General features: G+C 35.3%; 20 protein-coding genes and 1 pseudogene. 13 read left to right on the top strand and 8 right to left on the bottom strand.

Annotated features, from left to right (window positions below; genetic code table 11):
• Nucleotides 1–55 precede the first annotated feature (55 nt).
• Nucleotides 56–457, top strand: a complete 402-nt coding sequence (locus tag PQF83_RS20180) for a nuclear transport factor 2 family protein (RefSeq protein ID WP_000045917.1) — start codon at nucleotides 56–58, stop codon at nucleotides 455–457.
• A gap of 87 nt (nucleotides 458–544) precedes the next feature.
• Entirely contained in the window at nucleotides 545–1,027 is a 483-nt protein-coding gene (locus tag PQF83_RS20175; RefSeq protein ID WP_000758766.1) for a DUF6241 domain-containing protein, read from the top strand.
• A gap of 33 nt (nucleotides 1,028–1,060) precedes the next feature.
• On the opposite strand, the gene PQF83_RS20170 is transcribed toward PQF83_RS20175, so the two are convergent.
• Nucleotides 1,061–1,972 (bottom strand): DMT family transporter, encoded by a 912-nt coding sequence (locus PQF83_RS20170; protein ID WP_001146278.1) that lies wholly within the window; start codon nucleotides 1,970–1,972, stop codon nucleotides 1,061–1,063.
• Between the two features lie 205 nt (nucleotides 1,973–2,177).
• Between PQF83_RS20170 and PQF83_RS20165 the strand changes: the two genes are divergently transcribed.
• The 6 genes from PQF83_RS20165 (at nucleotide 2,178) to PQF83_RS20140 (ending at nucleotide 6,421) form a co-directional block, all read left to right on the top strand.
• Nucleotides 2,178–2,672: an Lrp/AsnC family transcriptional regulator gene (locus PQF83_RS20165; protein WP_000446092.1), complete on the top strand. Its 495-nt coding sequence runs from the start codon at nucleotides 2,178–2,180 to the stop codon at nucleotides 2,670–2,672.
• Between the two features lie 128 nt (nucleotides 2,673–2,800).
• The gene (locus PQF83_RS20160; RefSeq protein WP_000686658.1) at nucleotides 2,801–3,256 is read left to right on the top strand and encodes an N-acetyltransferase; all 456 of its coding nucleotides are present in this window, start codon (nucleotides 2,801–2,803) and stop codon (nucleotides 3,254–3,256) included.
• 357 nt (nucleotides 3,257–3,613) lie between these two features.
• Nucleotides 3,614–3,958: a DMT family transporter gene (locus PQF83_RS20155; protein ID WP_000790625.1), complete on the top strand. Its 345-nt coding sequence runs from the start codon at nucleotides 3,614–3,616 to the stop codon at nucleotides 3,956–3,958.
• A gap of 2 nt (nucleotides 3,959–3,960) precedes the next feature.
• Nucleotides 3,961–4,275 (top strand): DMT family transporter, encoded by a 315-nt coding sequence (locus tag PQF83_RS20150; RefSeq protein ID WP_000539674.1) that lies wholly within the window; start codon nucleotides 3,961–3,963, stop codon nucleotides 4,273–4,275.
• A 152-nt stretch (nucleotides 4,276–4,427) separates the two neighbouring features.
• Nucleotides 4,428–5,006: a TetR family transcriptional regulator gene (locus tag PQF83_RS20145; RefSeq protein ID WP_002163739.1), complete on the top strand. Its 579-nt coding sequence runs from the start codon at nucleotides 4,428–4,430 to the stop codon at nucleotides 5,004–5,006.
• Nucleotides 5,007–5,218: 212 nt separating this feature from the next.
• Nucleotides 5,219–6,421 carry an MFS transporter gene (locus PQF83_RS20140; protein WP_000742938.1) on the top strand — a complete coding sequence of 401 codons (1,203 nt, stop codon included), beginning with the start codon at nucleotides 5,219–5,221 and terminating at the stop codon, nucleotides 6,419–6,421.
• Nucleotides 6,422–6,454: 33 nt separating this feature from the next.
• Here the strand turns inward: PQF83_RS20140 and PQF83_RS20135 are convergent.
• Nucleotides 6,455–6,794, bottom strand: a pseudogene (locus tag PQF83_RS20135) (winged helix-turn-helix transcriptional regulator).
• A 159-nt stretch (nucleotides 6,795–6,953) separates the two neighbouring features.
• On the bottom strand, nucleotides 6,954–7,457 hold the full coding sequence (locus tag PQF83_RS20130) for a MarR family winged helix-turn-helix transcriptional regulator (protein ID WP_000420689.1): 504 nt from the start codon (nucleotides 7,455–7,457) through the stop codon (nucleotides 6,954–6,956).
• 160 nt (nucleotides 7,458–7,617) lie between these two features.
• Between PQF83_RS20130 and PQF83_RS20125 the strand changes: the two genes are divergently transcribed.
• Together PQF83_RS20125 and PQF83_RS20120 are read left to right on the top strand one after the other, a co-directional pair.
• Nucleotides 7,618–8,727 (top strand): FAD-dependent oxidoreductase, encoded by a 1,110-nt coding sequence (locus PQF83_RS20125; RefSeq protein WP_000680551.1) that lies wholly within the window; start codon nucleotides 7,618–7,620, stop codon nucleotides 8,725–8,727.
• 52 nt (nucleotides 8,728–8,779) lie between these two features.
• Complete coding sequence (locus tag PQF83_RS20120; RefSeq protein ID WP_000528112.1) at nucleotides 8,780–10,222, top strand: DHA2 family efflux MFS transporter permease subunit; 1,443 nt, start codon at nucleotides 8,780–8,782, stop codon at nucleotides 10,220–10,222.
• Between the two features lie 128 nt (nucleotides 10,223–10,350).
• Here the strand turns inward: PQF83_RS20120 and PQF83_RS20115 are convergent, their stop codons facing one another.
• The 3 genes from PQF83_RS20115 to PQF83_RS20105 form a co-directional block, all read right to left on the bottom strand.
• The gene (locus tag PQF83_RS20115) at nucleotides 10,351–11,304 is read right to left on the bottom strand and encodes an alpha/beta hydrolase (RefSeq protein ID WP_000797636.1); all 954 of its coding nucleotides are present in this window, start codon (nucleotides 11,302–11,304) and stop codon (nucleotides 10,351–10,353) included.
• Nucleotides 11,305–11,347: 43 nt separating this feature from the next.
• Complete coding sequence (locus PQF83_RS20110) at nucleotides 11,348–12,289, bottom strand: alpha/beta hydrolase (protein WP_000797646.1); 942 nt, start codon at nucleotides 12,287–12,289, stop codon at nucleotides 11,348–11,350.
• A gap of 485 nt (nucleotides 12,290–12,774) precedes the next feature.
• Nucleotides 12,775–13,359: a TetR/AcrR family transcriptional regulator gene (locus tag PQF83_RS20105; protein ID WP_000549135.1), complete on the bottom strand. Its 585-nt coding sequence runs from the start codon at nucleotides 13,357–13,359 to the stop codon at nucleotides 12,775–12,777.
• A 157-nt stretch (nucleotides 13,360–13,516) separates the two neighbouring features.
• Between PQF83_RS20105 and PQF83_RS20100 the strand changes: the two genes are divergently transcribed.
• The 3 genes from PQF83_RS20100 (at nucleotide 13,517) to PQF83_RS20090 (ending at nucleotide 16,714) form a co-directional block, all read left to right on the top strand.
• Nucleotides 13,517–14,743: a cytochrome P450 gene (locus PQF83_RS20100; protein ID WP_000856908.1), complete on the top strand. Its 1,227-nt coding sequence runs from the start codon at nucleotides 13,517–13,519 to the stop codon at nucleotides 14,741–14,743.
• Between the two features lie 188 nt (nucleotides 14,744–14,931).
• Nucleotides 14,932–15,486, top strand: a complete 555-nt coding sequence (locus tag PQF83_RS20095) for a TetR/AcrR family transcriptional regulator (RefSeq protein WP_000064551.1) — start codon at nucleotides 14,932–14,934, stop codon at nucleotides 15,484–15,486.
• A 205-nt stretch (nucleotides 15,487–15,691) separates the two neighbouring features.
• Nucleotides 15,692–16,714 (top strand): 2,3-butanediol dehydrogenase, encoded by a 1,023-nt coding sequence (locus PQF83_RS20090; protein WP_000642451.1) that lies wholly within the window; start codon nucleotides 15,692–15,694, stop codon nucleotides 16,712–16,714.
• A 379-nt stretch (nucleotides 16,715–17,093) separates the two neighbouring features.
• Here PQF83_RS20090 and PQF83_RS20085 read toward each other — a convergent pair whose 3' ends face one another.
• Both PQF83_RS20085 and PQF83_RS20080 read right to left on the bottom strand, forming a co-directional pair.
• Complete coding sequence (locus PQF83_RS20085) at nucleotides 17,094–17,228, bottom strand: hypothetical protein (protein WP_000823294.1); 135 nt, start codon at nucleotides 17,226–17,228, stop codon at nucleotides 17,094–17,096.
• Between the two features lie 56 nt (nucleotides 17,229–17,284).
• Nucleotides 17,285–17,623: a winged helix-turn-helix transcriptional regulator gene (locus tag PQF83_RS20080; RefSeq protein WP_001059468.1), complete on the bottom strand. Its 339-nt coding sequence runs from the start codon at nucleotides 17,621–17,623 to the stop codon at nucleotides 17,285–17,287.
• Nucleotides 17,624–17,663: the final 40 nt, after the last annotated feature.

The raw sequence follows: 17,663 nt of genomic DNA, 5'->3' as shown, positions 1-17,663 counted from the left end.
TGTAATTATTTTGGTTACAACTTGCCCGAAAATAAATGAAACGGGAGGAAGTAATATGTCTAAATCAAATTTAGAAATAATTCGAAGTACGTATGAAGGATCAGCTTCTTCGAATGCAAAACATTTAGCAGAAGCCCTCTCTGAAAAAGTAGAATGGACAGAGGCAGAAGGGTTCCCGTACGGTGGGACTTATATAGGTGTAGAAGCGATTATGGAAAATGTATTTAGCCGATTAGGATCAGAATGGGATGATTATAAAGCAAGTGTAAATACATACCATGAAGTAAACGGAAAAGATGTAATTATTGCTGAAGGTATATATTCTGGAGTTTATAAAAAAACGGGAAAATCATTTGAAGCAGAATTTGTTCATGTATGGCAACTTGAAAATGGAAAAATCATAAAATTCAAGCAATGTGTGGATAGTTATATTGTGCGAGAAGCGCTTAAGGTTTAAAATAAAATAAGGAAACAAATGGAATCGACTGTGTGCAGGCGATTCCATTTGTTTATGTGATTATTAGGGGAATGGGGAATACATAATATGAAAAAATGGATTATAGGGACAATTACAGTGATCGTAATTGCGATAGGAGCTGTATTCGGTGTTACTAAAGGTGTTAATTATATAGAAGAAGAGGAGAAGAGTCTTAAAGCGCAAAAAGTAATGGGACAACAAGGAAAGAAAGCAGAGGAAGAGAAGCAACAAGTTAGTGAAGCTGAAATTATTTCTACAATGCATAGGATGGTACATCAAAAAGTGAAATCCTCTGAAAAATGGGGATTTATTGAAATGACAAATAAGGAAATTCGTGGTGCGAAGAACGCAGTAGAAAGCGGTACGAATTTTAAATATAAGTCAGAGTTACTTTCTACTTTGGAGCGCTGGGAGAAAGGGGATTTTTCACAAACGGTTGAGGAGCATAACTTTTTGTGGGAAATTCAAGGTGGTGATACTGGAAAGGCGACAGAACGTTTATCGCCAGAAGAAGAAAAGCAATATGTGAAAGAAATGAAACGTAAATAAAAACATCGCCACTTCGCTGGCGATGTTTTTGGATTAAGAATGTTTTCGCATTAAAGCTCTAGTTGGCTGAACAGCAACTGTTTTGAAATGGGAAAATAAATAACATCCTGTCACAACGATCATTGTCCCTAAAATTTGAATCCACGTTAATTCTTCTCCGAGGAAAAGGAATGCTAAAATAGCTGTGAAAATGGGATTGAAGTTTAGAAAAATGCCGGATGTAGTTGCTCCTAATTTTTGTACGCCAACATTCCAAAATACCATACAAAGAACTGTGGAAATGAGTCCAGTATATAAAAGTGATGTTATAAAAGAAGTGTTGATATTTGTAACAGTGAAGCTTCCTATGTTAAATGGCAGTAATAAAATAACGCCGAAAATACCAGAGTAAAGCGTCGCCATAAGCGGTGTCGTTGTTTTTGTTGCCCATTTACTACAAACAGAATACATTCCCCAAATGCAAACAGCGGCAATCATCCATAAGTCACCACTATTAAAATGTAGTGAAAATAAAAGTGCAAAGTTACCTTTTAATAGGACAAGAATAACTCCAAAGAATGAAAGAATCATGGATAGAATTTGAAGTGTATTTACTTTTTCTTTTAGAAATAAGACAGAAAATAGTGCAATAGAAATCGCGTTTAATGTAGAAATAAGCCCTACATTTGTTGCGGATGTTTTTTCTAATGCTAAAAATTGAAAGATGTTAAAAAGAGCAACCCCTGAAATTCCCATCAATATTAACGGAAGTATCGCAGCGCGTGGTGGAATGATTTTCTTTTCTTTAAACCATACCATTGGTAATAAACAAACAATCGCAATCATCCATCTTAAACTTGTAAGTGTCATTGGAGATGCGTGATCAACAAGTGATTTTCCAACGACAAAGTTTCCTCCCCATAATAAGCTCGTTAGTAATAGTAAAAAGACATAAAAATAAGGCATATTAAAATCCCCTTTGTTGTAATCAATGTGAATTGTAAATAATTTTAGCATTTTTCTTTATTGTGTAATATATTCTTTTGTATAATGGATAAAAATCGATAAAATGTTTTGCTGTGAATGATATTTAAAGAAGGATGTTCAGTTTTATATAAGTTATAAGGTGTTTTTTCGAATAATCATCGGTAAGAAAAAAGGGGGAATTATAATGGAGTCGTCTGTTATTAAAGTGTTGGATGATCTAGATGTCCAAATTTTAGATATATTGCAGAAGGAGTCACAAGTAAGTAATGCAGAGCTTGCACGACGTGTTAATTTATCACCAGCTGCAATGCATGCAAGAATAAAAAGATTAGATGGAGAAGGATTCATTGATAAGCAAGTAGCTATTTTAAATCAAGAGAAGCTTGGTTTTGACTTGTTATGCTTCATTTTTATGAGTACGAATATTCATCAATTTGACAAGTTGGAAGTGTTGGAAAAAGAATTAGAAGCGATGCCTGAAGTGTTAGAATGTCACTGCTTAACAGGAGAATATGATTATTTATTAAAGGTCGCAAATCGTGATCGTAAAGAATTAGAGCAGTTTATTAGAAAGCTGAATAAGCTTGGTATTACAAAGATACAGACGAGTTTAGCACTTCGTGAAATTAAATATTCGACGGTATTACCGATACGAAATGAGGAACCGAGCATCGATTAGATTGCTTGGTTTTTTGTTTGTATAAAGTGATTGACGAGAAGAAAAGAGAGATGTATTATTATATAAAATTATGTATTAAAATTCATTTCGAGTTATAAATATTAATATCGGGGGCAAGGGGATAGCATATGAAAATCTGTAATGCGGTTACGAGTGATGTGAAAGAAATTTATAGTCTTATTGAGATTTATGCAAAAGAGGGAGTGGTTTTACCGCGTTCTCTTTTGTCTCTCTATCAATATTTACAATGTTTATATGTTATGAAAGAAGAGGGAGAAATCGTCGGAGTTGCTGGTTTACATGTGTTAGGAGAGGATCTTGCAGAAGTACGATCTTTAGTCGTTTCGCATACATATGCAGGAAAAGGGATCGGACGTATGTTAGTAAACCATGTAATAAATGAGGCGGCGAAAATAAAAGTGAGTAGAGTTATTTCTTTAACATATGAAACGGAATTTTTTCAAAAGTGCGGGTTTGTTTTTGTGAATAGAGATGCATTACCAGAAAAAGTATGGATTGATTGTAGACATTGTCCAAAGGTTGATTATTGTGATGAGGTGGCGATGATTCGGTATGTTAGGTGAAATAAATGTAAAGAAGAGCAGCTAGCAAAAGCTAACTGCTCTATTCAAGGGATCTCTCCAAGGGGGAGTGGAGAAAATATTATGTTACTAGCAGTATTGACAGATTATTAGGAAATATACAAATCGGATGAAAGAAATTTTAAATAAACTTTCGGCATTGACAGTTTTTAAAATATTCATGTACAATATATATGAATGACATTCAGTCATTTCTTCTTTGGAAGGATGTAGTTAGTTTGAAAACGGAATAAATATAAAAGTAAATGAGGATGATAGTTGTTTATATATAGTAGGGATGAAAGAGCATATTTTTTTAAAATAAAAATGACTGATAGTCAGTCATAAGAGGTGAGAGGTATGAAAAATAAAGCTTGGTTATATGTCATATTAACATGTATCTTTGAAATTTTTTGGGTGTTTGGTTTTAATACAGCGAATACTTGGTGGCATTGGATTATTATTTTAGGAGTTATCGCTGTTGATTTTCACTTCCTTTCTAAAGCGTGTGAACATCTTGCAACAGGGACTGTATATGCTGTTTTCGCCGGAGCTGGTACGGTAGGTACTTTCTTAATGGATGTATTCCTTTTCGGCGGGAGTTTCAGTGTAGGAAAATTATTCTTTATCGTGATGGTTGTAGCTGGCGTTATCGGTTTAAAGCTAGCTGATAATAAAGAAGATACTATGGAAGGAGCTGCTTAAAGATGGGTTGGTTTTTCGTATTTTGTGCTGCAATTAGTGAAATAGTCGGTGTAATCGGTCTTAAAATGTATAGTAAAGATAAAACATTAGCAAATGGGGCTCTTTATATAGGCGGGTTTGCTACATCCTTTGCATTCTTGTATACATCTTTCTTATTTTTACAAGTAAGTGTCGCGTATGCGGTTTGGATTGGTATTGGAACAGCAGGTGCCGTTTTATTAAACATGTTCCTGTTTGGTGAGTCGAAAAGTAAAGCACGTATCATTAGTGTAGCTCTTATTGTATGCGGCGTGACAGGGTTAAAGGCTCTTTCTTAAAGGTATTTGGCATTTTTATCTCCTAATTTTTTGTTAGGAGATTTTATTATGAAAAAAATGATTTCCTCGCAAAGTTCACTATCATTGACAGTACAATCGATTATCTTATAAAATGAGTGACAGTCATTCAATACGCGTGTGAAAGGGTTTAGATGATGAATAAAAAAGAGAAAATTGTCTATGCAGCGATTGAAGTGTTTCAGGAAAAGGGCGTTGAAAAAACGAAGATTTCTGATATCGTGAAATTAGCTGGCATTGCACAAGGAACTTTCTATTTATATTTTCCTTCTAAGTTATCTGTTATGCCTGCAATAGCAGAAGTGATGGTTGAAAAGATGATACTTGCAGTAAAAGAAAAAGTGCAAAACGATGCGCCTTTCTCAAGTAAAGTAACGCAAGTAATAGATGCGGTGTTTCACTTCATAGAGGAATATCGTGAAATACAAGCTTTAATGTATGCGGGTCTTGCATCTACAGAACATATAAAAGAATGGGAAGCTGTGTATGAGCCTCTTTATATGTGGCTAAGTGAATTTTTAAATGAGGCGAAAGAAGCGGGTGAAATTCGTGATTCGGTTCACGCAGAGCGAACAGCGAAGTTATTTATCGCTCTAGTTGAATCAGCAGCGGAGCAAGTGTATTTATATGATCATAAAGATGATGAGCAAGTCGAGTTACAAAAGGCAGAAGTACTAGATTTTTTAACACATGCATTACATATAAAGAAATAGTGAGATGAACCTGTCTGAGAAGGTAGGTTCATTTTTGAGGAAAACTGAATGATAGTCATTCACCTAATGCGTATGTATGTGTGGAAGGATACAGCGAAATTCTAACGAGTAGGGGCATCTCTACTCATGATTAGCCCACAAATAGCAGGATAAAGAAAAAGCTTCTTGGGCATTATTTTTTTGAGGGGAGCTTACGGGAAGAGGTGTTGAAAGTGAAGAAACCGATAAAAGAACAAAAGATGGTATTGGTCATTCTTTTGAGTAATATATTTATCGCTTTTTTAGGGATTGGATTAATCATTCCGGTTATGCCGTCCTTTATGAATGATATGGGTTTAACAGGTAAGACGATGGGATATCTCGTTGCAGTGTTTGCAATGGCTCAGCTTATTGCTTCACCTATTACAGGCCGGTGGGTCGACCTTTATGGTAGGAAGAAAATGATAATCATTGGATTATTTATTTTTGGTGTTTCAGAGCTTCTTTTTGGATTAGGAACAGATGTATGGATGCTCTATGCAGCGAGGGTGTTAGGCGGAATTAGTGCTGCGTTTATTATGCCTGGTGTTACGGCATATGTTGCGGATATTACATCTATACAGGAACGTCCAAAGGCGATGGGATATTTATCTGCTGCTATTAGTACCGGCTTTATTATAGGACCTGGAATCGGCGGATTTATTGCAGAATACGGTATACGTGTACCGTTTTTCGTTGCAGCTGCAATTGCTTTTATAGCATGTGTCATTTCGATCTTTATTTTAAAAGAACCGTTAACGAAAGAAGAGCTTGCAGAGATTTCTTCTAATACGAAAGAATCAAGCTTTATTGGTGATTTAAAGAAATCATTACATCCAATGTATGCAATTGCATTTATTATCGTATTTGTACTTGCGTTCGGTTTATCGGCGTATGAAACGGTGTTCAGTCTGTTTTCTGATCATAAGTTTGGATTCACACCGAAAGATATCGCGGCAATTATTACAATTAGTTCAATCTTTGGGGTAGTTGTGCAAGTATTTATGTTTGGAAAATTAGTTGATATGTTCGGTGAAAAAGTGTTAATTCAAATCTGTTTAATTGTAGGTGCAGTATTAGCGTTCATTTCAACTGTAGTCTTTAATTATTGGATTGTACTTCTCGTTACGTGCTTCATTTTCCTTGCATTTGATTTGCTTCGCCCAGCTTTAACGACGTTTTTATCAAAAGCAGCTGGAAAAGAGCAAGGATTCGTTGCTGGTATGAACTCGACTTATACGAGTTTAGGAAATATAGCAGGACCAGCGATGGGCGGAATATTATTTGATATGAATATTCATTATCCATATGCATTTTCAGGAGTTGTCTTAATAGTTGGTCTCGCTATTACATTTATGTGGAGAGAGAAACAGTTAGCTGAAAGTTTTGCGAAGTAATCAAACCCCTTACAACGGTAAGGGGTTTTTGTTTTATAAACTTAATCTAAATCGTTTTAATTCAATAAAAATCCTCTCTAATTGCTTTCCTTTATCCGTTAATGTGTACTCTACACGAGGCGGAACTTCTGGATATACTTTTCTCGTTATAATGTCTTGAGCTTCTAATTCTTTTAGTTGAAGCAATAATGTTTTCGGACTAATGCCGTCCATTGATTTTGTAAATCACTAAAGTGTAATGTTCCTTCGATAAGAAGGTCACGGATGATTAAAAACGTCCATTTTGTACGAATTACATCAATCGTTTTAGCGATAGGGCACAAGGTATGCCAGGTAAACCTTTCGTTAATTCAACTGGATTTATATCGTTCATGGAACTAGCCTCACCGCCATCAACCTAAGCAATACAAATACCCTCAAAATGAAAAAATGAATATTTTATTACAAGTTAGTACAAAATTTCGTTCTAGGGGTACTATATACTATAAAATTTCAGCTGAATAACGATGTGGCGGGACCAAAAAAATGCGTTTTAGTCTTTAAACACGCTCAGTTTTTCAAATAGATCTCCCAGGATATTGATAAACATTTCTTTTTCCTCATCGCTGTAGTTTTCCATTACCGCAGAGATTTTACTGAAATGACCGGGTAGAAATTGTTTCAGTTGTTCTTTTCCCTCTTTTGTCAGTTCAATGCTGATTTTTCGTTTATCCTTATTTTGATGCGTGCGGCTGACAAAACCGTCCCTCACCAGCCCGTCCAGCAAACCTGTAATCGTTGCTTTCGTAACGTTTGATTGCTTTGCAAGTTCTGTCGGACTTAACGAGTGGTCTTTTGCGTCGAAGAGTAGCATCAGGATTTTGAATTTTCCTTCAGACAGCCCTCTGCCTGCAAAGTAACGCTCCATCACATGATTCATTTTTTTTGATATATCAAATAGAGATAAAAACAATTCAAGAGAACTGGCATCTATATTGGAATACGTCTCGGTGTGTTCTGTTAAATATTTATATTTAGGTAAATGTTTTAATTCCATTAAAATAAGCTCCCGTTCGTTAGTTATGACACGATTATAAAGGAGTTAATATCATAATACAACCTGACTTAAAGATGATTGACAATTTTTCTGAGGATGTAGTAAAGTAATGTAGTTAGGCGCCTAACTATTTTCGAAAGAACTAAAAGGGGTTATTTATATGAAACATATTTTGATAGCTGGTGGGGGAATTGGCGGATTGTCAGCGTCTATTTCCCTTAGTAAAGTAGGATTTTCTGTTACCTTGTGCGAAGCGGCTTTAGAAAATCGCAAAACCGGTGCGGGGATTCTTATGCCGCAAAACGCACTGGCTGTCTTGAAAGAATTGGACGTATTCGAAGAGTGTTGTGAACATGGCTTTCAAACAAAATGGCTGAAAACATTTGATGCACAGGGGAATCTGCAGTTTCAAGTCAGTGAATCCTTTTTAGACGACACACTTCCAGGGCGCAATAATATCCCGCGAAAAACATTAAGTGATATTCTCATCAAGCATGCTGATGCAGCGGGTGTAGATATCAAGTGGGGGAAAAAGGTTGTTGCTTATGAAGAAAGGGCTGAATCGGTCTCTGCCATATTTGACGACGGAGAAAAGATAAAGGCTGATATTTTAGTAGGTTTTGACGGCATTCATTCAACTGTAAGGAATATGATGCTGCAAAAGGAAATAGAAAAAGAGCATCTCGGTATGGGAGCGTGGCGATTTTATTTCGAGCTTCCTGATTACAAATTTGAGGATTCGTCATTGATGTATATAAGCGGAGAAACGCAAATCGGCGTCGTACCATTAGCTGAACGCGCCGGCTATGTCTTTGTGCTCCAGCCTTGCGCCAGCGATTACTGGGATGAGGAAGATACCCGGTTTAATAGAGTCAAAGAGATTCTCTTAGGCTTTCCGGGACTTGATTTTATTACAAAGCATATGTCAAAAGATTACCCTGTTATTTTTAACAAATTGGAACAAGTCGCAGTGCAAGAGCCATGGTACAAAGGCCGCGTCGTCATTGGAGGAGACGCCGCCCACGTCGGAGCTCCGACTCTTGCGCAAGGAGGAGCCATGGCTATTGAGGATGCAATCGTTCTCGCCGAAGAGCTCAAAAACAATAATGACATTGAAGCAGCCTTTCAGGCATACTTCGAAAGAAGAGCACCAAGAGCGCTCAAAGTCCAGAATCTATCCTCAGAAATCGTTCGCCGTAGGCTGAAAGGCCAGACGGGAATAGAAGAGCTGATTTGGGAGTGCCACGAGGTGTTAAGGAAAGGTTATTAAAATCAAAAATTCAAATAAAAGAATTAGGTAAGAGAGAGGAAGACAATTTAATATGGGGAATCAACAAACAACAGCAGAGAACTCTAACATCAGAGCTCTCCCGATTATTACGTCATTTCTTATTGCTGGATTTATCGGCTTGTTTAGTGAAACAGCCTTAAATATGGCGTTAAAAGATTTAATTACAGGTTTTGATATTCTAGAGACAACAGCACAGTGGCTGACAACCGGCTACTTATTAACATTAGGAATTCTTGTGCCAATTTCAGGTTTAATTCTTCAATGGTTTACAACAAGACAGCTTTTTATCGCATCTCTTGTATTCTCCATTATCGGAACATTAATTGGAGCTATTGCACCAACATTTAGCGTATTAATGATTGCCCGCATTGTACAAGCAGTAGGAACAGCTTTACTTTTACCACTTATGTTTAACACCATTCTTGTTATTATTCCACCACATAAGCGTGGAAGAGCTATGGGAATTATCGGGCTTGTCATTATGTTTGCTCCAGCTGTTGGACCAACCGTCTCAGGGTTGATTCTAAAAACGTTAACGTGGCACTGGATTTTTTGGATTTCACTCCCATTATTAATTATCGCATTAGTATTTGGTACATTCTTCATGCAAAACGTAACAAAACTAACAAAGCCAAGAATCGATATTTTCTCAATCATTCTTTCAACAATTGGTTTTGGCGGTATCGTATTTGGTTTCAGTAGCGCTGGAGAAAGTGGAGGCTGGGGAAGCTCACACGTTATTCTTTCTCTTGTTATTGGAGTCGTTGGATTAATTGCATTTTCCCTTCGTCAAATGAAGATGGATGAGCCAATGTTAGACCTTAAGGCTTTTAAATATCCAATGTTCGTTATTGGACTTCTCTTAATTTTAGTATGCATGATGGTGCTGCTTTGTACGATGATGATTTTACCATTATACTTACAAACATCATTAGCGTTATCAACGTTTGCAGCGGGTCTTATGCTTCTACCGGGAGGAATTATTAATGGAATTCTTTCGCCTGTTATGGGGGGATTATTTGACCGTTTTGGTCCTAAATGGCTAGTTATTCCTGGACTTGTCATTGTAGCATGTGCACTGTATGGTTTCTCAACTTTAACATTGGAAACATCTACAGGATTTATTGTTGCACTACACATTGCACTTATGGTTGGAATTTCAATGATTATGATGCCAGCTCAAACAAACGGATTAAATCAGCTGCCACCTGAACTATACCCGCATGGAACAGCGATTATGAACACCTTACAACAAGTTGCTGGTGCTATTGGAACAGCTGTTGGAATTTCAATTCTTTCCTCAGGTTCAAGAAGCTTCCTTCAGACAGTATCTGATAAAGAAAATCCATTAAACCAAGTTCTGGCCTTTACAAACGGTGTTCAAAATACCTTTATCTTTGCTATCATTGTAGTAATTGTTGGATTAATAATCTCGTTCTTTATTAAAAGAGTCAATGTTGAACAGCGAGCATAATAATAAAAAAGTACTGGCATTGCCAGTACTTTTTTATCTCTATAAGACCTAGTGACAGAGGAGCTGCTCTCTTCATAGACTCTTTCTCTTATTTTTTACTATATGCTATATAAAATCCTCATATATATTTAAACTTCTGTTTTTTGTAATGCTCGCTTTAATGCACCGATATATTCTTCCTCAGCTCTTTGGCTAATTTCAGCATTGGGCACTATTAATTCGAATCCATGGTAGCCACCAGGATAAACATGAAACTCTGTTGGTACTCCAGCTTGCATTAATCTATTCATATATTCAATTGTCTCGTCTCGGAATAAGTCTATTTCACCCACCATTGTATAAGTTGGTGGAAGTCCTGTAAGGTCAGTTGCACGAGCTGGAGCAGCGTATGGGGATACCTCATCACCGTAAACTGAACCTAAATACATTTTCCAGCCAGAGATATTAGCTTTTCTGTTCCATAATTTTGAATCCGTTATCTCAAAAGCAGAAGGTTTTATATTACGATCATCAATCATAGGGCATAGTGGCATTTGGAATATGATTGAAGGTCCCTTTCTATCCCTTGCTAAAAGGGCAAGGGCTGCTGTTAGTCCACCTCCCGCACTCATTCCGGCAATTGCAATTCGAGAAGAATCGACACCAAGATCTTCCGACTTATTAGAAACCCACTGTAAAGCTGCATAGCAGTCCTCAAGTGGTGCAGGGAATGGATTTTCCGGTGCTAATCGATAGTCAACCGAAACCACTATACAGTTGGCTTCCAATACGAACTTTTCACAAAGTTTGTCATCCATTTCGGGTGATCCCACTTGATATCCACCACCGTGTATCCAAAGGACCCCAGGTAAAGCTTTTGTTTTTTTAGTTGGCTCATAAATGCGAACTCTAACTTCAGGCGCTCTTTCAGGCCCAGGTATAAATCGATTAGATACAGTAACTTCATCATTCGATGATAGAACTGTTGCAGTAAAAGATTCTTTAGCCCATTTCCTATATTGCTGGAAATTTTCCGGACTATTATCTACTTCTGGTAATACAGAAAACATTTCTCTTAATTCTGGATGAACTCTATTCTTCATTAAAAATTCTCCTTTATTATGAAATTTTTTGTCGCTACCTTAGTTACTTTCTTGCGAAACCAGTTTTAACTGCTCGCACATAATCATTCCAAGCGTGAATAGATATATCAGTATCCGGATGCATCATTTCGAACCCATGATAAGCTCCAGGATATAAATGGAACTCGACATCAACACCAGCTTCTGCAAGTTTGGTTACATAGGTTAATGTTTCACTACGGAATGGGTCCAATTGACCAACGCATGTGTAGGTACGTGGTAAATTACGATAATCTTCTGCTCGAGCAGCGGCTGCATAAGCGGGAATATGATCCGTTCCATGTAATTCTCCTAAATACATTTTCCAGCCAGCTTCATTTGATTTTTGATTCCAAACAAACCCTTCTTTAATTTCATTGGCAGAAGGTGTGTTATTACGATCATCAATCATTGGATAAAGCGGCATTTGGAAACAAATAGAAGGATATTGGCGATCACGGGCTAATAATGTTAATGCAGCTGTTAGTCCGCCACCAGCGCTCACTCCTGCAACACCAATTCGATTCGAATCAATGTTCAATGTCTCCGCGTTATCAGCAATCCATTTTAATGCTGCATAACAATCTTCAATTGGAGCTGGATAAGGATGTTCAGGAGCTAAACGGTAATCTACAGAAACGACCATACAGTTAGCCTCTTTTGCAATTTTTACAGCAAGATCATCGTTATCATTTATAGATCCCAAGATATATCCGCCACCATGTATCCACAACAGAGCAGGTAAGGATTCATTATTTGATTTTGGACGATAAATTTTTAATCGTAATGGATTTGCATCAGGTCCCTCAATGACTTCATTTGTTACAGAAAGAGTTTCATCAACAATGGTAGGAGGGAAGACTTTTGATGCTTCTTCTCTCATTACTGGCAAACACTCTGGGCGTAAATCTTGATCTGGATACATTTCTAAGCCTGGTAATAATGCTGGGTTTACTCGGTTCTTCATTTTAAAAACTCCTTTTTATTTTTTATGAAAGGTGAAATATTATTTTTAGAAATATAATTGTAAGCTAGCTATGTATAGCAATTTATCATAGGCATTAGAGGAAAACGATAATCAAAAATGTTTATGTGTTTCAAAATGCGACATATATCTCAAAGTGGTTCATTTTTTAATGGATTTTTAACGATATAAAGTATACACAGTGCTAAAACTAGCCTGTATGAAATATTCATTTTCTTGATTTTTCATATGTATTTTGACTGTTATTCTCCTTTTCCGAGGGGATAGGAAAAGGGAAATTAACTATCTTGAAATGGATTGATGTGGGATTTATAAGTTGTATTGTAAAAAAAGAAAAAGCATGCCCTTCTCGCAGTATAAAGAAGGGGCATGCTTTTTCTTTTATTCCAGCTGCGTAACACCTAGAAAAAATAAAACTGAATGAAATGTACAAAATGAAGCAACAAAGCGTAGGGCTTGATTAAAATTTAAGGCTTTAAAGATTTCAATGCTAAATTCATATAAGTATTCATTCTCTGTTCTAGTGAGTATTTTCCATCTAAAAGACACCAATCTAATATAAGTCCTCTAGCAATTGTAAAAAGATACGTTGTTATTTCTTCTACACTCATATCATTTGTTAATTCTTTTTCAAGTTGTCCTTTGTAAACAAAGCCATTTAGAGCTTCGTAAATGAGTGAAGGCTCATATATAAATGACCTTTTGTTGAAATCGTTAAGAAGATTTATATGTAACTCTAATTTAGTTGTATATTCAGCTATGCATTGGAAGAAAGTTAAAATAGTTGTTTGCATTGTTGTATGTTGATCTATATTTTCTAATTCAACATGTAGATTTTCTTCAATTTGTTGAAATAATTTTTTATAAATATCCTCTTTGGAAGTGAAATAATGATAAAAAGTTCCTACTGATACATTTGCTTTTTTACATATATCTTCAATTGTTATATTTTCAAATTTCTTTTCTTTCATTAAATTTAAAAACACATGAAATATATTGTTCTGTGTTAGTAAAGCTTGTTGTTTTCTATTTGTCAGAGTTTTTTTGTGCAATGTCTATTCCCCCTTATTTATATATTAACGGATATTTTAAAACCGAAAAAGTAGTTTGAATATTTTGGTTCTTGTTGTATAATCCTCATTACACCGAATGATATTCGGTGAATGTTATTCGATGTAATGAAATTTTTTTGAGAGGAGATTGTTGTATATGAAAACACCTTATCAATCAGTTGTTATGATTCCTACAAATAAGTTGATGGGAAAAAAGGCTTTAGAAGATCCGTATAAACCATTTGCATGGTATAAAGAGATGCGAGAAAAGGAGCCTATTTGTTTTAATCATCAGGCAGACATGTGGAATGTTTTTTTGTACGAAGATGTAAAAACTGTCTTAGAGGATAAAGAGTACTTTTCTAGTATTATGCCTGAGAAGAAAAAGTCTCCATTTCCACAAAGTATTCTTGGGATGGATCCGCCAAAGCATACGCAAATTCGGTCTATTGTAAATCGGTCTTTCACTCCTAAAGCATTAAGGGAATGGGAACCTAGAATCCAGCAAATCACAAACGATATACTCAATCAATTATCTAATCGTGAAACTTTTGATATTGTTAGAGAGTTATTTTATCCGTTACCAGTTATAGTAATTGCTGAAATGTTAGGTGTTTCTGCTAAGGATATGGAAAGGTTTAAGAGATGGTCTGATATTATCGTAAGTTCACCGAGTCATGATGATTCGGATTATTTGGAGGAATTTTTTAATACACGTTTACAAGCAGAAAATGAATTAGGAGAGTTTTTTGAAGAAATTATACAATCCAATCGAGGGAAATCCAAAAAAGATTCAAATAACATTATTTCTTTATTAGTTCAAAGTGAAGCGGACAAAAATATTTCAGGAAAAGAAATAGTACCGTTTTGTAAACTACTTTTAGTAGCGGGAAATGAAACAACAACCAATTTACTTGGAAACGCTTTATATTGCTTCATAGAACATCCAAATGTTTATGATCAATTACAACAGGATGTATCTCTTGTTCCGAAAGCAATTGAAGAAGTATTGCGGTATCGTTCACCAGTTCAAAGAATTGTACGCAGAGTAAAAAAAGAGATTCAATTAAAAGGACAAACTTTACAAGTAGACCAAATCATTTCAGCTTGGGTTGGATCAGCTAACCGTGACTCGCATCAATTCAAAGATGCCGATAGTTTTAACATATATCGTAGACGTAATCCTCATCTTACATTTGGACATGGCATCCATTTTTGTTTAGGTGCTCCTCTAGCTAGATTAGAAGCGAAAATTGTATTAACGGAATTAATAAAAAGATATAAATCATTTTCATTTATTGACCAGGATCTTCCTGTTCCTATCTCAAATAGTAGTTCTATATATGGATTACATTCTTTCCCTGTAAAAAGTGAACTAAATTAAATATTTTGGCTCTGGTATATTCGCGCCAGAGCCAAATTTATATGATCCATCTCAGTTTCATAAAAGGATTATATTCGTGGGGAAATGCCAGATTATCATTAATTTAGGCATACTAAAAGGAGATAAGGATTAGGAAAACAATTACAAATTCATGCAGTACTTAGATTCAATATAGGAGGATACTAAAATTGAGTAATTTCACACGTTTACGCACACAAAACATAATAAAAGATGCGTTTATGGATTTATTAAAAGAAAAAACATTTTCATCCATCACAATCAATCATATTTGTGAAAAAGCAATGATTCATAGAAGCACATTTTACCGTCATTATGAGGATAAATATGAATTATTTAGCGATGTATCAAATTCCATCGCAATCAATCTTTTTGAACAAACAAAAGAAGGATTGGATTTAGAACATACATTGTTTGAGGAAATAATTGAATACATAGATGTTAATCGTGCATTGTTTTTTAATATTACTAGTAAAAATAATAGCCTTGAGTTATACGAAAAATTGATTCGATTTGGTGCAGAAAATTTATATGAAAACTCAATGGAATATAATGATCCGCTTTCGAAAAAAATCCAAAACTCAGATTATCCAATGGTACTGTGTGATTTTTACTGTAGTGGCTTTTTTGAGATTATAAAAAAATGGTTAAGCAATGAATATTCCTATACAAAAGAAGATTTGATTCAGATTTCTAAGAACTTATTGATAAATGAACCAAATTAAAACAAATGTCTCAATTCGAGACGTATATTATTTTTTGCTCATCGTCTTCCTTAAAAACCTATGATAGATTATTGAACATAGCAAAGGAGGCATGAGTAAGGTTAAAGAGCAAAAGAATTACCGTTATGCTTTAAAAAACGAATTACGATCTAATATTAAATGAAAATTATATATAATATTCCAATTATTTGAGGGAGGATTTTTTATGAAAGCCGCAGTGTGGTATGGTGAAAAAGATATTCGTATCGAGGAAAGAGAAACAAAAGAGTTACAACCCAATGATGTAAAAGTTAAAGTGGCATGGGCTGGTATTTGTGGTTCTGATTTACATGCATACTTGCATCCAGATTCAGTACCAATGAATAAGAATATGATAATCGGACATGAATTTTCTGGTGAAATTGCAGAGGTTGGTGCTCATGTAACAAAATTTAAAGAAGGGGACAGAGTATGTATTTATCCAATGATGCTTAAAGATCCTTCAAATGCTGAAACTGAACGTTTTATCACTTTAGACGCAGTAGGTGCACAAATCGACGGAGGGTTTGCTGAATACGTGATACTTCCACAAAAAACGATTTTTAAAATTCCAGATACTTTACCACTAGAAGTAGCAGCAATGGTAGAACCAGCAGCTGTATCATTCCAATCAATTAAGGATTCAAATGTAGGAGAAGGAGATACTGTTGTTGTTTATGGCGCCGGTCCTATTGGGCTATTTGCTGTTTTAGGTGCAAAAGCTGCAGGTGCTTCTAATATTATTGTTGTTGATTTATTTGATAGTCGGCTTGCCAAAGCAACCGAAGTGGGTGCGACGCATGTCTTTAATGCTAAAGAAGTAAACCCTGTAGAAGAAATTCGTAAATTATTCCCAGATGGAGCAGATGTAACAATTGAAGCTGCGGGTGTTGAGTCAACATTTAATCAAGCCATTCAATCAACTAAAGTTCGTGGCACAATGATGGTTATTAGCTTCCATACTCAAGATATCCAATTTAATGCTCCTGCTTCCTTACTCTTTAGTGGCGTAAAATTAATGGGATCTGTGGGATACAGTAATGAAACTTATAATGAGGTCATTCAATTACTCGCTAATGGAAGATTACCTGCACAATCCATTATTACAAGTAAAGTTGATATAGATAATATTGCTGAACAAGGTTTTGAAGCGTTAATTCATGATAAAGCGCAAGCAAAAATTTTAGTTAAATTAAGTGGCGCACATTAATCATATTTTAGATAAAATAACTTGAGAAGATTAAAAAATTGTAAAAGTAGTCGAGAATATTAGAATGTAATTGAAATGTCTTTTAAAAGAGATTGGAAAAGAAATAATTAAAAATATAGAGAACTCTTAACTATTTACTCAAGAAATTCAATTCTTTTATCCTCTAATATTTTACGAGATCCTGCTAGAAATGTAGGGTTTGTGCAACGAACTAGTAAATAACAAGCCAAAGATTTAGTTGCTTTGCGTGTATACCCTCACAAGAAAAAATATAGATTTTATCTTGTGGGGGCATTATAAAATTTTTAAGCTGATGCACACATATGGAGACGTTTAATAGTGTGAAGATAAACTAATAAAATATAAATTTATACGCTACTTATTGACAGAATAAAGGTGGACAAAGTTCCCCCTCATATTCTAAATTCTTTTTGTATATATCTGCATAAGCAATCTTCAATTGCTCACGTAATTGTTTCTTCTCTTCTGCTAACTTCTTAATCTTACGTTTCAATGAGGCTATAATTACTTCTAATTATAGCCTGTTTAACGATGGTAAGGTTTTTTGGTTTATAAGCTTAATCCAAACCGTTTTAATTCAATAAATATCCCCTCTAATTGCTTTCCTTTATCCGTTAATGTGTACTCTACACGAGGCGGAACTTCTGGATATACTTTTCTCGTTATAATGCCTTGAGACTCTAATTCTTTTAGTCGAAGCGATAATGTTTTCGGGCTAATCCCGTCCATTGATTTTTGTAAATCACTAAAGCGTAATGTTCCTTCGATAAGAAGGTCGCGAATGATTAAAAACGTCCATTTCGTACGAATTACATCAAGCGTTTTAGCGATAGGACAAGGTATGCCAGGTAAACCTTTCGTTAATTCAACTGGATCTATATTGTTCATGGAACTAGCCTCCATAAAATTTTTTTGATGAATTTGCTTT

Origin of the sequence: Bacillus sp. FF-1, assembly GCF_028548245.1 — a bacterium.
GTDB classification, from domain to species: domain Bacteria; phylum Bacillota; class Bacilli; order Bacillales; family Bacillaceae_G; genus Bacillus_A; species Bacillus_A paranthracis.
Note: the sequence above shows the minus strand (reverse complement) of the source record. Positions and strands in the feature narration are given on the sequence as shown.

Coding starts and splice junctions, on each gene's coding strand:
- PQF83_RS20180 (WP_000045917.1), top strand. CDS start 56: ATGTCTAAATCAAATTTAGAAATAATTCGAAGTACGTATGAAGGATCA.
- PQF83_RS20175 (WP_000758766.1), top strand. CDS start 545: ATGAAAAAATGGATTATAGGGACAATTACAGTGATCGTAATTGCGATA.
- PQF83_RS20170 (WP_001146278.1), bottom strand. CDS start 1,972: ATGCCTTATTTTTATGTCTTTTTACTATTACTAACGAGCTTATTATGG.
- PQF83_RS20165 (WP_000446092.1), top strand. CDS start 2,178: ATGGAGTCGTCTGTTATTAAAGTGTTGGATGATCTAGATGTCCAAATT.
- PQF83_RS20160 (WP_000686658.1), top strand. CDS start 2,801: ATGAAAATCTGTAATGCGGTTACGAGTGATGTGAAAGAAATTTATAGT.
- PQF83_RS20155 (WP_000790625.1), top strand. CDS start 3,614: ATGAAAAATAAAGCTTGGTTATATGTCATATTAACATGTATCTTTGAA.
- PQF83_RS20150 (WP_000539674.1), top strand. CDS start 3,961: ATGGGTTGGTTTTTCGTATTTTGTGCTGCAATTAGTGAAATAGTCGGT.
- PQF83_RS20145 (WP_002163739.1), top strand. CDS start 4,428: ATGATGAATAAAAAAGAGAAAATTGTCTATGCAGCGATTGAAGTGTTT.
- PQF83_RS20130 (WP_000420689.1), bottom strand. CDS start 7,457: ATGGAATTAAAACATTTACCTAAATATAAATATTTAACAGAACACACC.
- PQF83_RS20125 (WP_000680551.1), top strand. CDS start 7,618: ATGAAACATATTTTGATAGCTGGTGGGGGAATTGGCGGATTGTCAGCG.
- PQF83_RS20120 (WP_000528112.1), top strand. CDS start 8,780: ATGGGGAATCAACAAACAACAGCAGAGAACTCTAACATCAGAGCTCTC.
- PQF83_RS20115 (WP_000797636.1), bottom strand. CDS start 11,304: ATGAAGAATAGAGTTCATCCAGAATTAAGAGAAATGTTTTCTGTATTA.
- PQF83_RS20110 (WP_000797646.1), bottom strand. CDS start 12,289: ATGAAGAACCGAGTAAACCCAGCATTATTACCAGGCTTAGAAATGTAT.
- PQF83_RS20100 (WP_000856908.1), top strand. CDS start 13,517: ATGAAAACACCTTATCAATCAGTTGTTATGATTCCTACAAATAAGTTG.
- PQF83_RS20090 (WP_000642451.1), top strand. CDS start 15,692: ATGAAAGCCGCAGTGTGGTATGGTGAAAAAGATATTCGTATCGAGGAA.
- PQF83_RS20080 (WP_001059468.1), bottom strand. CDS start 17,623: ATGAACAATATAGATCCAGTTGAATTAACGAAAGGTTTACCTGGCATA.